The 15,475-nt window shown below is 65.6% G+C and carries 9 protein-coding genes; 8 read left to right on the forward strand and 1 reads right to left on the reverse strand.

Annotation, left to right across the window (positions count from 1 at the left end; translation table 11 throughout):
• Positions 1-50 precede the first annotated feature (50 nt).
• Complete coding sequence (locus ND450_RS19670; RefSeq protein ID WP_253327523.1) at positions 51-2,231, reverse strand: DUF262 domain-containing protein; 2,181 nt, start codon at positions 2,229-2,231, stop codon at positions 51-53.
• A gap of 469 nt (positions 2,232-2,700) precedes the next feature.
• Here ND450_RS19670 and ND450_RS19675 point away from each other — a divergent pair, with 469 nt between their 5' ends.
• The 8 genes from ND450_RS19675 to ND450_RS19710 all read left to right on the forward strand — a co-directional run bounded on the left by ND450_RS19675 (position 2,701) and on the right by ND450_RS19710 (position 15,473).
• Positions 2,701-3,003 carry a hypothetical protein gene (locus ND450_RS19675; RefSeq protein ID WP_253327524.1) on the forward strand — a complete coding sequence of 101 codons (303 nt, stop codon included), beginning with the start codon at positions 2,701-2,703 and terminating at the stop codon, positions 3,001-3,003.
• A gap of 63 nt (positions 3,004-3,066) precedes the next feature.
• On the forward strand, positions 3,067-3,981 hold the full coding sequence (locus tag ND450_RS19680; RefSeq protein ID WP_253327525.1) for an IS982 family transposase: 915 nt from the start codon (positions 3,067-3,069) through the stop codon (positions 3,979-3,981).
• A gap of 445 nt (positions 3,982-4,426) precedes the next feature.
• Positions 4,427-5,032 carry a VWA domain-containing protein gene (locus ND450_RS19685; RefSeq protein ID WP_253327526.1) on the forward strand — a complete coding sequence of 202 codons (606 nt, stop codon included), beginning with the start codon at positions 4,427-4,429 and terminating at the stop codon, positions 5,030-5,032.
• A gap of 2 nt (positions 5,033-5,034) precedes the next feature.
• Positions 5,035-6,420: a protein kinase gene (locus ND450_RS19690; RefSeq protein WP_253327527.1), complete on the forward strand. Its 1,386-nt coding sequence runs from the start codon at positions 5,035-5,037 to the stop codon at positions 6,418-6,420.
• Between the two features lie 190 nt (positions 6,421-6,610).
• Positions 6,611-9,727, forward strand: a complete 3,117-nt coding sequence (locus ND450_RS19695; RefSeq protein WP_253327528.1) for a DEAD/DEAH box helicase — start codon at positions 6,611-6,613, stop codon at positions 9,725-9,727.
• Positions 9,728-9,782: 55 nt separating this feature from the next.
• Positions 9,783-11,258: a hypothetical protein gene (locus ND450_RS19700; RefSeq protein ID WP_253327529.1), complete on the forward strand. Its 1,476-nt coding sequence runs from the start codon at positions 9,783-9,785 to the stop codon at positions 11,256-11,258.
• Between the two features lie 97 nt (positions 11,259-11,355).
• Entirely contained in the window at positions 11,356-13,653 is a 2,298-nt protein-coding gene (locus ND450_RS19705; RefSeq protein WP_253327530.1) for an AAA family ATPase, read from the forward strand.
• A complete protein-coding gene (locus ND450_RS19710; RefSeq protein ID WP_253327531.1) occupies positions 13,653-15,473 on the forward strand; it encodes a hypothetical protein in 1,821 nt (606 codons plus the stop codon). Before ND450_RS19705 ends, ND450_RS19710 begins: the two co-directional genes overlap by 1 nt.
• The last annotated feature ends 2 nt before the right edge of the window (positions 15,474-15,475 follow it).

Below are 15,475 nucleotides of genomic sequence, written 5' to 3' on the forward strand. Positions count from 1 at the left end.
AGCTCCCTTCGCGCTCGGAATCGGTCGATTGTAAGTACGGCTTGGCTCGCTTAGCCGCTGACCTGCACGAAGGTGACATGTTCGTCGATCAGGTTGACGTGTGTGGCTTTCCAGCCGGCGTCGCGGATTGCCCGGCCGAGGGCGGTGCCGTCGTAGCCGTACCAGTGTGGAAGGTGGTTGCGTGCGGAGGGCGGTAGAGGTCCGTCGAGGATCTGTTCGACCTGGGCGAAGCTGAGCGAGATGTCGTTGCCTGATTGCTGTCGAAGCCATCGCCACAGCGATCGGTATTTGCCCGTATGCGAAGCGACCGTTGCTCCCTCGTTTTCGTCATCGTCGTTGTGGATCACGAGGTCGTCAGTGGCGTCGGCTGACGTCGGCTGCTGTGGGCGGACTGCTCCTGCAGGTCGAGGCCAGATGCTGGCGATGCGGTGTACGAGCTTGCTGGTGCGCTCACGGATGTCGTGTTCTGTCCAGGTGGCTTCGTGCTGTACAACGAGGATGGCGTTGAGTTTGAGCTGGCTGTGGCGAAGCAGATAGGCGCGCTTGCCTCCGCCCGCCAGTCCCCGCGTAGCGGTGTCGTCGTCGGTCCAGGGCCGGTTCGACAAGGTCGGGTTGAGCTTGCCGTTCACGAGGGTGAGGTTTCCTAACGTGTGCACAAGCTGATCACGCTCGGCTGTGGCGTTGTGGTCGCCGTCGATATCAGCGCCCCAGTGCTCTCGCCACGCTTGGGGCATGACGTGTTCCACGGTCAGGTTCCGCGGGCACGCCTGTCCTTCGCCGAGCGGTCCGCGGAGCGAGTTCTCCAGGGCCTCAAGCAGCATGCGCATGCGGGGCCTGGTGAGGATCTTGTAGATCGGCTGTGTCTCGAGCACACGGTGCAAAGTCCGATCGTCGGGCCAGTAACGGGACTCCGCTTGTTGCGTGGCGAGGACTGTTTCGACGGTGTCGCCGGCTCGTGCGGGTCCATCGTTGTCCAGGGCGCGCAGCAGATCGAGGATCATGCGGTTGAGGTCTTTGGCGGTGGCTCTGGTCAGTGCGCGCCGGACGATCCAGCTCTCCAGGGCGGTGATTGCCTTGGTGCGCTGCTGCGCTGGCATGTCGGTGGCCGACCAGCGCAGGATCCACAGAAGGAAGGGGCTGACTACAGCGGAGTCGAGCGCGCGGATGACCCTGTAGTGGAACACGCCCTCGATGCTGTCCGGTGCGAGGTTCTCCATCTGCTGGTACACCTGCGCGTCGGCGGCGAGCTCGGCGAGCAGGTCGGCGATGGCTGGGCGGTGGGTGAACACATGGTCTCGGAAGTCGGTGAAGACGCGGTCACCCGCGACCCCACGCAGCAACTTCATCGTGAGCCAGTGGTTGAGGAACAGGTCGATCCGTGGCCTGCGGCGGCGGCCTTGAGCGACGAGTTGACGCCAGTAGTCGCTGTCGAGAGGTTTCCAGTAGGTGTTGTAGAGATAGTGGACGTCCGCGCCCTCGGCCTGGGCGAGCTGAAAGATCAGGTTCTTGATGAGGTCCGCGGCCAGCAGCGGGCTGCCGCGGTGGTTGAGAGTTTCGAAGATGACCTGTGCGTTGTCGCCGGGCTCGAGATCGATCGCAACGATTTTGAGATGATCACGTAGCGCTCGGACCAGAGCGTTCAGCCGGGCGCCGACCTTGGCCGCGTCGCCGGTTACGTCGGCCCACTCGGTGATCTGGTCGACGAAGAACTCATGGGCCTGGACGATTTTCGATGTGGCCGGGTCTGGCGGTAGTTGAACGGTGTTGTCCATGACGGCCCGGAAGGCGTCCTGGTCGCGGTCCGTGGGCCAGACCTTGAACACGTGATCGGCATGCTTGGTGAGGGTGGAGTCGTTCAGCACCAACGTCTTGAGCGCCTGCGCATCGATGTCAGCACCGTGTTGCTCCACAACCCATTGAGCAGCGTCGAGCAGAAGCTGCAACGTGGTCAGCCGTTGCTGTCCATCGATGATGTGGCGCGCAGCGATGAAACCGGACGGTGTGATCTGCTGGTCCAGCACGATCGCGCCCAAGAAGTGCGGAGGCACCGGCGGCGCCCCGTACACAGGCTGCGGGGCATCGAGCAGACGCTCGGTCAGCGTACGTACGTCGTCCCACAGCGGCTGCCACTGATCATCTTGATTCCAGACATACGGGCGCTGAAATAGCGGCACAACATACCGGATGTGATGCCCGAAGATGATCGCCGGCGTGTGCGTGTGTGCCTGCACCAAGCCTCCCCTGTCACTGCGGACCAGTAAGCAGACCTCGCCGAACTCATCAGGCAGCTGCCATGTCACGACCTGCAGCGCTCAGCGCTGCTCCGGCCGACAAGCAGAACATGCCTCCGCGCCACTTCAGACAACGCGACGAGACAACCAGCTGCTGTAGGTGCTGCCCGCGCTCCCGCTCAACAGATCGACACCCTCGTCACGTTCGTTACGCGCACAAACACGTCGGCGACGCCGCCACCGACCAAAGCCCACTACGTGGCGACCCTTAAGTGAGGCGCTCGTGTCCAGCCTCCACTAGCGCGACGTGGCTGCCGCTGGCGTGGCCGACCAAGCTCGAGCCGGTATCTCGATGGTCACTCGCCTATCTCGGTGGTCAAGCCCGTCACCTGTGCGCCTGCTGTACGTGTAAGCAAGATCGGCGGTCCAGCCGAAGCGCGTTTCGAGCACTATCTGCGCGAGCGTGGGTATGACTTCGAGTACGAGCCTGACCACTGACTACAACTCCATCCTCAACAAGACGCCGCTGACCGCCCGCACCAACCGGATCATCGGAGGCCGCGCACCCTCCACATACCTGCGCGGACTCGCCAAGAGCGCCGAGACGACCCTCGAACAGGTCGACCTCAACGTGCAGTCACACCAGATTTCCCCCGAGGCGTTGCGCGCCGACGACTTCCAGGCCGCGATGACCGCCCGAGAGAGCGAACTACTAGCCCTGATCAGCTCGGCGATGGGCAAAGACGTCCAAAACGACACAGAAACGAACTAGATGGTTGATTCCAAGGGGTAGGCCTGGATCCAGGCATGGGACGAGGGTGTCCATGATCATTGTGTGACGAATGAAGTGGACACCCTCGCGACCGCACTCTATGTGAGAACTGATGATCTGCTGGCAGGGGCACCGGGGTTAGCGCCGTGGCGGCCGAAGATCGGGATCAAGCCCCAGCTGACCGACGCCGAACTCGTCACGCTCGCGGTGATGCAGGCGTTGCTGGGCTTCACGTCCGAGGCCCGCTGGTTGCGGCATGCCCGAGCGCATCTGGGGCATCTGTTCCGCTATCTGCCCCAGCAGCCCGGCTACAACAAGCGGCTGCGCCGCGCTGCGGCACTGATCCGGTCGATGATCCGGCTACTGGCCGTCGACACGACGTTGTGGACCGATGACGTGTGGCTGGCCGACTCCACCCCGGTCGAGTGCGGTCGTTCCCGCGAGACCTCGAAACGCTCAGATCTTGCCGGGTGGGCGCAGTTCGGCTACTGCTCCAGCCACTCCCGGTTCTTCTGGGGGCTACGCCTGCACCTGGTCTGCACCCTGGGCGGCCTGCCCATCGCGTTCGCTCTGACCGGCGCCAAAGCCGACGAGCGGCAGACTCTGCTGGGCATGCTCGAGGAAGACCTGGACCTGGTCGCAGACCGGCAAGGCCAGACACTGATCGCGGACAAGCACTACTACGGCCGCGACTTCGAGCATGCCCTGCGCACCGCCGGGATCGTGCTGTTACGACAGGCCCGCAAGGGCGAGGCCCCGCGGCCTGGCGCACGACTGTTCAAGCCGCTGCGCCAGACCATCGAGTCGATCAACCAGACGTTCAAAGGCCAGCTCGACCTCGAACGCCACGGCGGACGCACACGCGCCGGCGTCATCGTCCGAGTCCTGCAACGCATCCTCGCCCTGACCGCCGCGATCTGGCACAACGACCACACCGCCCAGCCCGTCAAACGCTCACTGATCGCCTACGACCACTGACCTTGGAATCAACCATCTAGACGGCCAGGTGGGGTCACCGACTCTGATGCTCCACAGCAGTGGCCCCCGCCTCATTCGTTTGCACGTATCTGTCAGGCAGAGCAGCAAGCTCCACTGGCGTCACGACAGCGCCTGATGTCCGCGCACGGGCACGCGATCGAGGAGGCATCTGCTCAAAGCAACAGCTTCCTTTGGTCGCAAATGCTAGGTTGCTTCATAAACGAGCACTGAACAGGCACGTATGACAGGTCATGATTGACAGTTGACCTCTCGTTCGTTGGGTGAGATTCTGACCGGCTCCGCGCAGCTGGGCATCCGCATATGCAGGCGGATTCGGGTGGAGAGAGGACTGGACGTGATCCAGGGGGATGGGACAGCACAGGCATCGCGAGACCTCGGGGCCAGAGGACTGTTGTCCGCCCAGTCCCGGCAGACACCGCGGCCAATGCCCGTGGTGATCCTGGCTGACATCAGCGGAAGCATGGACGGGGAGAAGATCGCTCTGCTCAACCGCAGCATCGGCGCGATGCTCTCAGCCTTCGGCGCTGAGGACTCGGTTCGCGGGGAGATCCACGTCGCGGTAGTCGCGTTCGGCGGGGAAGAAGCCAAACTGCACCAGCCGATGGTTCCCGCTTCACAAGCTCGGTGGGCAGACATGTTGCCGCGTGGCCGTACGCCCATGGGCAGCGCCTTCGCAGTCGCGCAAGCCGTGCTCGACGATCCCACGGCAGTACCCGAAAGATCATTCCCGCCCACGCTGATCCTCGTATCGGACGGTGTGCCGACAGACGACTGGGAGGAGCCGCTCAACGCGTTGCTCTCTTGTCGTTGGGGACGCCGCGCCATGAGGGTCGCCATTGGTGTTGGTGCCGACCGCACGGCTGATGCGGACGAGGTGCTGGCGGAGTTCAGCACCCCGGACCTCACCGTCCTGCGCACGGACCAGGTGCACGAGATCACCAACCTCTTCCGGTGGGTGACCGCTACCGTCACCGGCATGCTCCACCAGCGCACGGGGCGGCAGGCAGTGCGTCTGGCGGATCTCGACTGACCATGAGCGCAGTCATCGGTGACTGGCCTGCGAACGTGCGCACGGTCAGCGGTCTCAACCTGGAACTCATCACTGACGACCCGCTCGGCCAAGGCGGTGAGGGCAAGGTCTTCCGCACGAAACACGGCTCGTTCGCGGTGAAGATCTACAACGCGCCGGACGCCACGGCCGACCGCGTCGCGGAACGCTTGGACCAACAGCGATGGCTGCCGTTGGAAGGCGTTCCGATCACCCGCGTCGAGGCGCTCCTGGCATCGCCCGTCGCGGGTTACGTGATGACGCTGCTCGAGGACATGGTCCCGATGCGGGATCTTTCCTCGCCACCGGAGGGTGACCTGGGTGCCTGGTACGGCGCGGGCGGTGGGCTGCGCAGGCGGCTCGTGCTGCTGGCGAAGTGTGCGAACGCCCTGGCGACCCTGCACGACCGGGGCATCGTCTACAGCGACGTCTCCCCCGGCAACGTACTGGTCTCCGCGAACAAGGAGCACGCGGAAGTCCAGCTGATCGACGTGGACCACCTGCAGACAGAGAGCAGCACCCTACGACCGGGCGTGGGCACTCCGCCGTACATCGCGCCGGAAGTGCTCCGCCGCAGGTCCGGGAACACCGTGTTCAGCGACGTTCATTCCTTCGCGGTCATGGCGTACGAAACGTTGACGACCAATCACCCACTCATGGGCGACTACGTGAACAACGGGCCGTTGGAACACCAGGAAGACGCCGAGCTCGGCCTCGTGCCGTGGATCGACCACAGCTCCGATGACGTGAACCGGAGCAGCTCCGGGTATCCAGGCAAGCCCGTGCTGACCAGACGGCTCGAGGACCTGTTCCGCCGTGCCTTCGAAGTGGGTCTGACGGAGCCGCGTGCACGTCCAGGAGCAGGCGAGTGGGCGGACGCGCTCTGGTCGGCGGCAGACCGCACTGTCGTCTGCGAGAATTGCGTCCACAGCTACTACGTGGCTCGGGACCGCTGTGAATGGTGCGGTCACCCTTGCCCACCGGTTCTGGTCATCGCGGTCTCGGAGGAGTTCCCGCGTCTGGGCGACTCGCGGCGTGGTGTGGTGCTGGTCGACCGCGAGCTGACCCTGGTTCTGCAGGCGAAGCGGCCGTTGGGGGTGACCGCGCGCACCGCCGTTCGCCACGCCGCTGATCCAGACGCGGTGCTCGCGGAGCTCGACTGGGACGGCGGTGACGAGGTCAAGGTACGCAATCGAGGCGCCGCGACGCTGCGCCGCGTGCCGCAGACCGGCGGAGCAGGACGGCAGTTGCGCCCCGGCGGTTCAGCGCGCGAGAAGGCCGGAGCCGCGTGGTCGCTGCACTTCGGCTTAGAACGCCAGCCTCACAGGTTCCTGAGCGTGCAACCACAGGAGCAGGATCGTGCTCGCTGAAGAACTTCGGGTGGGCGACGAACGACTGATCGAAGTGCGGCTGGCGGCGGGAGCACAGACGCCTCGGTGGCTGATCAATGTCGCGGCCAAAGACCGGAAGCATCGGGAAGTGACGTTGCGCCCGACCTCGTCGAACACGGGACATGAGCTGGTTCCGGATGTCAGTGGCGAGCCTCCGGTCCGTGTCCTGGTGCCGAACGACGATCTCGACTGGCTCACGGCTGACGGGCGGGTCGTGGTGATTTGGGCCGCCTACTTGATCGGGGACCGGCTCGGACTGCAGTGCCACTCGTTCACGGCGGCTGATCTGGGACGCCGCATGGACATCGGAGTCGACGACGCCGTCGCTGACCAGGTGCGCATCGCGGTGAAAGGAACGCAGTCCGGCTTCGAGCCAGTGAGCAAATGGCTGATCGAGGAGTTCGCTCTCCCTCCCGTGCCTGGAGAGTACGGTCACCGCTACGTGCACAGCGGGGGGCCGACCGACGACTTCTCCCTGGGGATCAGGGCGTTCACTCTGCACGGGATGCGCTGGGTGGCAGACGTTTCCCTGGTGGAGGGCCAGCTGCGGATCACCAGGATGACCGACGCGCCCACCCGTGGCCGGGGGCGATGGCCGCGTCTCAGTTCGGTCACCATCCGCTTCGTCAACCGCGGCGAGGCGGCGGACGCGACAGAGGCGATTCGTGCGGCTCTTCTCGGCCTGGCGTCGGACGGGCGCAGTTACCTGGACCTCTGGCAGTCCTACAACGAGATCGAGCGAGAGGCCTTGCTCGAAGACGCGAAACGGCTGAAGTGGGCCTCCTACCGGAGTTGTCAGGTGCTCGCCGACGGCTTGTGGCGGTTCGAGCTGCAACCGGGCGAGCGAGCAGAGTCGTTTCTCGGCGCCGTGGCCGGGCGGACTGAACTGCTCGAAATCGAGGCGACGCCCGAACTGCCACCGGAACTGGCCGGCAGCCGAGGAAGGTCCACACCCGGTGTGCACGGCGAGGTGCGGCGCGTCGCCAGGGGCGAAAGCACGCTCGACCTCGCACTGAGCGGGGACGATCCGCCGGCTCCGACCGGCTACCTGTTCCGGTCGCTCTCAGGTGACCGCACACGGCTTCGCAGGCGCGATGTCGCCCGTGAACGCATCGAGACGGACCAAGCTGAGCTGCCGGGCCTGCGGTTGCTCATCGAGGGTCTGCCGCGGCCGGGCGTCAAGCCCGTGACGAACGTCAGGCACGATCGGATCATCAGCTCCCTGACCAAACGGTCACCCGATGCGAGCAAACCGACTGGCGCCCAACGGGAAGCACTGATGCTCGCGCTGCGGACGCCGGATCTTCTCCTGGTCCAGGGACCACCCGGCACCGGCAAGACCAAGTTCATCACGGATCTGCTGCGGTGCCTCGACGAGCTCGGCGACAAGACCGTGTCCATGAACCGCACGCTGATCTCCAGCGTTCAGCACGACGCCGTGGACAACGTCGCCAGGCAGGCGCGCAGGCTCGGGTTGCCGCCGACCAGAGTCAGCACCCGGCAGGAACGGGACCGTGAAGGCATCCGGCAGTGGCGGGACGAGACGCTGGCTAAGGTCGAGCGTTATCTGGAGGATCACCGGCCCGAAGCACTCCACCGCGATCGCGCGGCCAAGCTCATGCAGCTGGCCTCCGCCTACGACCAGCGACCCGTCACTGGAGCCGACCTGATCGCGACGCTGGACGAGGCCAGGCACCTCGCCAGCACGGACGTGTCACGCGGACTCCGGGACCAAGTGGATCGGCTGGTGGCGCGGCTGCGGTACACGAGCAAAACCGACATCGCGCTCGCGGCCGACGACAAGAACCGGATCTCGCGCATCATCCGCTCGATCCGCGTGACGGCGGTGTCCTTCGAGGACGACGGTCCGAATCGAGCCGTCATCGCACTTCGCGGGCTGGCAGGACTGCTGGACGACGCAGCTCTGGCTGTACTGGAGAAGGCCGCCAGCGCACGTGAAGCGGACGCCGAGCTGCTGGCCGAGCTGGCCTCGACGCGATCAGCATTGCTCAGCCGGACAGTGGACGGATCGCCACTCCGGCACACCGCGACCCACGACCCCGAGGTGGACGCCCTCCTGCACGAATTGGCCGACGAAGTGGCAGAGACGTTCGCCGGCACCTCCGACAGTGCTGACGACATACTGAGGGCCTACCGAGACGACCTCAAGGAGGACATCGCGCTGGTCGAGTCCACGCTCGCGAGGTACAACGCGGTGCTCGCGTCGACCGTCCAGCAGGCGAACTCAATGGAGATGTCGAAGGTCCTCGAGGCGCCACACCCGGTATTCGACACGGTGATCGTCGACGAGGCCGCGCGGGCGAACCCCCTCGACCTCATGATCCCGATGGCTTTCGCCAGGAAGCGGATCATCCTGGTGGGAGATCACAAGCAGCTCCCGCACGTCTTGGAGCAGAAGGTCGAGCGCGAGCTCCGCAAGAACAAGTCCCTCGACGGATCGGAGCTGTCCAAGAGCCTCTTCGAGCGCTGGTTCGACCTGTTCTCCGGCGAGAAACCGGCGGTGCGCACGATCAGGCTGGACACACAGTTCCGCATGCATCCCGCTCTCGGCACGTTCGTGAGCCGCGTGTTCTACGGGTCGCCGGATGCAGTCAAAGCAGATCCGTCCACAGTGGAGCTGACGCACCAACTGGGCCCCTACGCCGGGAAGGTGGCCGTGTGGATCGACGTCGGGCACGAGGCCGGAGGGGACGTACAGAAGGGCTTCAGCCGGGTGCGAGAGGCTGAAGCGAAACGCCTCGCGGCCGAGCTGGCCGAACTCGCGTCACTCGACTCGGAACGCGAGCTCACCTTTGGTGTGATCACCTTCTACCGGAGCCAGCAGGACCTGCTGGAAAGCGCACTAATCGACATCGGTCTCGGGGTGCTGAACGACGACACGGGCGCGTTCGAACCCGTGCCGGCGATGGCGTTCACCCGCGGTCCGCGGCCGCGTCAGCGGCTGCGGGTCGGAACGGTGGACGCCTTCCAGGGCATGGAGTTCGACGTCGTGCTCCTCTCCGTCACGCGAAGCAGCCCGCAGCCGTTGGTGACGAGCGACACCAGGGACGCCGTTCGCCGCTACGGGCACCTGCTCAGCGACAGCCGCATGTGCGTGGCCATGAGCCGGCAGCGAAGGCTTCTCATCGCCGTCGGTGACGTGGCGATGGCGGAGCGATCGGCGACTCCGGAGGTGCCTGGCACCCCGGGACGTTCGGTCGCCGAGGGTCTCGTGGCGTTCCGCGAGTTCTGCGAGGGGGAGCACGGTGCCGGAATTCGGAGTTAGCACACCTGTCGTTCTGCCGGAGCACGTGCGTTACCACGGGCCTCAAAGGTGGCTGTTGTGGCCCGCGCTGCGCTATCGGGTGGTGTCCCCACTGGTGCACGAGGACCGGCTGAACGTGTTCCAGCTAGCAGTTCTGGGACTGGCGCGCTCCGGGTTGCGAGACGCCCGTGAGATCGGCGCGCTTCTGGGCCTTCAGGAAGAACTGGTCGAACTGGTGAGGTCCGATCTCAGAGCTTTGGCCTGCCTCGACGCCCACGGCGCGGTGACGCCTGCCGGTCGGGGAACCCTGCGTGACGGGTTCCCCGACCCGACCCGCACCGTGACGACCTACGTGTACCAGGACGTCATGACCGGCTCACTGTGGCCAGCATCCACTTTGGACTCTCAGTTCGCCCAGGCGACCTGGCCGCGATCTGACAAGGCCGAGATGCGGTTCCACACCGCGGGAAGCCCGCTGCGCGTCACCGCCCTCGCCGTCCGCCCACCCGCCGCAGTGCACGTCGACAGCCCGGACAACGAGCAGATCGTCGAAGCCGTGTGGCGGGGTGAGAAGGCGAAGCGGATGGGCGCCGACAAGGTGCGGCGCTGGGAGAGGCCGGCGCCAGACCGCGTCGTGTCCAGGGTTTCACTGATCACTTCGGGAACGCCGGTGTGGATACCGGTACCGCTGTTGCTGGACAAGCGCGACGTCGCCGAGGCGAAGATGGTGAGCTGGAACGCGCGCAATCCCTTCAACGGCCGCCCCAGCACCTATCTGCGCAAGCTGGTCGCGACCCGTGTCCAGCAGTCGAAGGCGCTGCGCGGATACGTCGAGCGGTTCGTGGGCCGCAGCAGTGAGGCGATCGAGATGGAGTACGACCTCCTTGACATCGCGCTGCGCAGAACGATCGCCGAGACTCTCGAGGACCGGTTCACGAGCAAGCTGCGCGAACACGAGTCCCTCTTCGAGCTCCTCACACTGCTCGAAAAGGACATCAACAGGGCCCGGCGCTCGGGTGACGGCTCACCTGAGCTGAGCGACGTAGCCCGCAACTCCTGGCGCCTACATGAGGCCATCCTCCGTGATCTGGTCGAGCAGCATCAGCCGCCGGACTCCATTGTCAGCCAGCTCGCGGACCCACTCGCCCGGCAACTGGGAACGTACTGCCGGCAGTTGAGAATGCCGTTCAGCGAACAAGCGCGGGTCAGCTTCGTACTAAGCCGCGACCTGCGTTCCAAGATCAGAAATCCGGCAAAAGCGAAAACGCCGGAGCTGCTCGGTGCCGTGCTCGTGTCCGCCGCGAACGGTGATACTGACCATCCGTTCCGGCGTCTCGCTGCCGCGTATCCACACCTGCTCACGGACTTGACGAACCTGTCGCGGGACCGCAACTCAGCCTCACACGCCCGGACGGAACCGCTCAACCTGGAGCACGGCGAAGCCGCCTGGCGGCTCGCCCAGGACACCACCGCGGCGTATCTCGGCCTTCCTCTGTTCGATCTTCCCCTCTCGTCCGGAAAGGACTCGGACATCCATGGCGAAACGGCCTAGGCGCCACGCCCAGGGCGGGCAAGCGCAGTTCGGCGGCCAGCCATCGCGCAAGAACACCAAGGCCTCTGCGCGACGCGACAAAGAAGCGGAGGTGGCCATGGCGATCCGCGAGGCGGCGGAGACCGACGAGCTGGCCGCCGCGCTGACGACCGAGGGCCTGTCCCCCGCACCACATCCCGCTCCACGAGTCGTGGGCGACGACGCGGACAGATTGCTGACCGCGCTCGACGCGCTGCGAATCCAGAAGGACGAGTACGAGCGATGTGCCGAGGCCGCAGCGTCGAGGGAAAGGGATGCGGAGGCACGCATCGAGCAGCTGCGCACCGCCACCAACCGTGCCCAAGCCGATCTCGACGCTGCGGCCGAGAGTCGTGCGGAGGCTGAGAGACTTCGTGAACGTCTGGCTGACCAGACCGCTGAACTCGACGCACGCGAAGCGCAGATGCGGCAACGGGATCAGGCAGCCGAGTCGCGGCTGGCCGAGCGAGAGGCCGCGGCGCGAACGGAACTCGCCCTAACGCTTGAGGCCGAACGTGCGCAGCTGGCCGACCTCAGAGCGGCTGATCTGGCCGAGATCGACGAAGTTCGACGGGAACGGCTGGCCGACGTGGACCAGGAACGCGGTCGGCTCGCGCGAACCAGGAAGGAACTGGACGAGCTGCGCTCCGAGCTGGAGTTCGAGCGGGGTCGGCAACTGGGCGAGGACATCCGTCTGTCCCGGCTTTCGACAGACCTCGAGGCGGAGATCCAGGCGCGAGCGACGGACGAGATCGGCGCGCTCGAACGCGATCTGCACGTAATTCGGATCGAGGCCGAGTCCAGAGCAAGGGTGATCGAAGACCTCGACGCCAAGCTGGCCGAACAGGCGACAGTGCTGCTCAAGATCGGGTCGTCCGATCCGGCGCATCTGCTAGAACAACTCGACAGGCTGCAGACGGACAACCGCGAGCTGCGCGACAAGCTCGCGGAGCGGCTGCAGGACGACGACCTCACCAGGTTGCGTCGGCTGGAACAGCAGAACCGCGGCCTCGTCGCCGAACGGGACAAGCTGAAGTACGAACTGGAAGAGGCGCGAGGTCATGCCCTCGCGAACCGCATCAACAACCTGCAGATGAAGCAGCTTGACGACGCGGAACGCCATTTCGAGGTGCTCCGCCGCGGCTACGAAACGCGCATCGCCGAGCTGCGCACCGCGATCGAGGAGCTGTACCGCGACCGTCCGGATCCCGGCACACCGTTGTTCCCGCGCTGTGTCGCAATGGACGACGACCCGAGGTTGAGCGAGCCGATCGGAGTCTCGCCGACGCCGATCGACCTCAGCACACTGGCTTCGTCCCTGCAGGGATTCATGCACGCCCAAGGCAAACGCGCCTACCGCCTCAACGACGTCTGCCTCGTGCTGGGTGGCCTTGCGATGAGCAATCTGCACCTGCTCGAAGGCATGAGCGGGATCGGCAAGACGTCGCTGCCCAAGGCGCTTGCCGCTGCGTTGGGCACGGAGTGCGCCGTTGTCGAGGTGCAGGCCGGGTGGCGCGACCGCACAGACCTCTTCGGTCACCACAACACCTTCGAGCGCCGCTTCGAGGAGTCGGAGTTCCTCCAGGCGCTCTATCTGGCGCAGACTCCCCTTTACCGCGACCGGCCGTTCTTCATCGTGCTGGACGAGATGAACCTGTCACGTCCCGAGCAGTACTTCTCCGTTGTGCTGTCCAAACTGGAGAACAACGACGGCGAGCCCATCCAGCTCGTCAGCCAAGGTAGCGGACGTGCGCCCGAACACCTCGTCGACGGTGCTCGCATCGCGTTGCCTGACAACGTCTGGTTCGTTGGCACGGCGAACCAGGACGAGTCGACGTTGGAGTTCGCGGACAAGACCTACAACCGCGCCTTCCTCATGGAACTGCCGACCCGCCACCCGCAGCTGCCGCGCATGGCCGCGCCTGACATTCCCCAGTACGGCACACGCGCGCTGCGACGGGCGTTCCACGCGGCGGCCACCTCCCACCAAGCCGATACGAAGGCTGTGGTGGACTTCGTTTCCGGCTTGGCCGAAGACCTCTACGAGCACGGTCGCGCCGTGATGGGCGCTCGCCTGGAAAAACAGCTCAGGTCGTTCGTCCCGGTCGTCGCCGCCGCCAAGGCCGGCACGGTGCCCGGAGGACGGACGGACCACATCTACGGCGACGAGGGCCAGGACGGCCGGGCTTTGGCAGCCGATCATTTCCTGGCCATGAAGCTGCTGCGCTCTATCCGGGGGCGCTACGACGTGACGCCGGACGGCATCGAGAAGCTCAGTGACGCTGTGCTTGCGGGCTGGGACCTCCACAACATGAATGGCACACCGGTGCGTAGCACCAGGTTGCTCGAAGAAGAGAAACGGCGGCGGGAGAGCTGATGACCGACCGCGATGGCAGGCCGGATCCGCTGATCGTTCACTCGGTCGTCGACATCGCCAGGATCTTGCGAGCCGAGGGGAACCCAGTCTCGTGGTCAGCGGCGAACTTGTTCGTGCCGGACACGTCAGAACGTACCGCGCTTGGAGAGTTGGATCTCGCCGTCATCTCGGAGCTCGACGTGCTGGGCGACACGTGCCTGCGTCCCCACAACAGGCTCGACCGTGCTGAGGAGCTGGTCCGGTCGGACGTGGCTCGCCGTGTTCCGCCATCAGGCCTGGCACGTCTGGCGTCACATACGGAGGACTGGGCGGCCGTGGAGCACGGGCGAATCCGGCCTCTCCGGGTGCTTTCTCAGCGTTACGTCGAGGACGTGGACTTCTACGAAAATCGCGTTGCCGCGCAACTGGTCGACCGGCTCGGCGAACACCTCACCCGCAGGATCCACGAGCTGAGCACGCTCGCTGAAGGCCTCCTGGACCTCAGTGAATACGAACAGGCGCTCCGCACCAGGCAGTCCTGGCGCAGACTCGACCGCGTGGCCAGACTCGTGGCGCGGGCGATCTCCGACACGTCGGCGTCGGCCGGCGCGATCAACGAGAACCTCGACCGCCTGCTCAGCGCCAGAGCCAGGCTGCGCGCGCTCCTCTCCACACCGGTGCTCAGAAGTGCGAACCGCCGGGCTCGGCTGCCCACCCGTCTCATGCGGACCAACCTGTTCACGAGCGATCGCAGGTACCGGCGGATAGGTGCGTTGTGGGAGCGGTGGGCCGTGCAGAACACCAGGGAGTCCGCGCGCCGCCAGGCCGCGAACAGCGAATTTCCCCGCGCTTACCGGGACTACGTCACGGCGATGTCCCTACGGGCGCTTGCGGTTCTCGGATACGTTCCGCAGGACGCCACTCCGATCTCCGGCCACAGCACCACGGTTCGGCTGAGTGGGCCCGCGGGTGAACTGACGTGGTCGATCGCGGTCGGCGGCGTGGTCACGCTCGCTGCCGGCAACGAAGTCCTGGTCAGGGTGATCCCGACTGAGCTCGACTTGAGCGCGGCCGTGCCGGAGCCGGTTCGCGCCGAATGGCTCGACCAGATCAACCGCACGCCGGAACCGGCGATCATCGCCTACCCAGGCCTACGTGCGGACCGTGCCGCGCTGTCACCGTCATTGCGCCAACGGCTGCATCCGGTGGGATTCGGTTCAGGTGTGTGCGTCGTGCCGATCAACCCACTCGAAATCGAAGGAGAGGAGAGGATGGCCCGCGCACTGCGGTGGACAGTGCAAGGTCTGCGATTCACCAAGGAGTATCCACCGGAGGTCCAGCTGCAGGCACCTCCGCATCTGGCCAACGGCGCGTGGTTCCGGCTCGCCGGCCGTCAGCGCATCGCGATCCTGCGCAACCCCAGCGCGGAGGAACGTGCCGCACTTGATCCCAGTACCGAGACGCGGCAGCCGAGAACTCGCGACGACGACTCCCTCGACACCGCGCTCGCACTCTTCAAGCTGTTCGAGACTTGCCCGTGCTGTCACACACGCAACGATGTGCAAGCCAGGGACCGCGACACCTTTCAGTGCACGTGTCAGGTGTGTGGGACGGTCTGGGGCACACGTGTCTGCGGGCCGTGCAGCAAGCGCTATCCGATCCTCTGGCCTCGCAACACGGTGATCGATCAGACCAACGGTGACCGCCTGGACATGACCGCTGGTGCCGACGTGCTTTCACTGCCTTGTGCAGACCAGCACATCGCACCGGGGTCCCGCTACCGCTGTCCCTGGTGCCACCGTTGCGGCGGGCAACCCAACTGCGGCTGCCACACGGCCTGACC

The sequence above is a fragment of the Lentzea sp. HUAS12 genome, assembly GCF_024125735.1.
GTDB lineage: Bacteria > Actinomycetota > Actinomycetes > Mycobacteriales > Pseudonocardiaceae > Lentzea > Lentzea albida.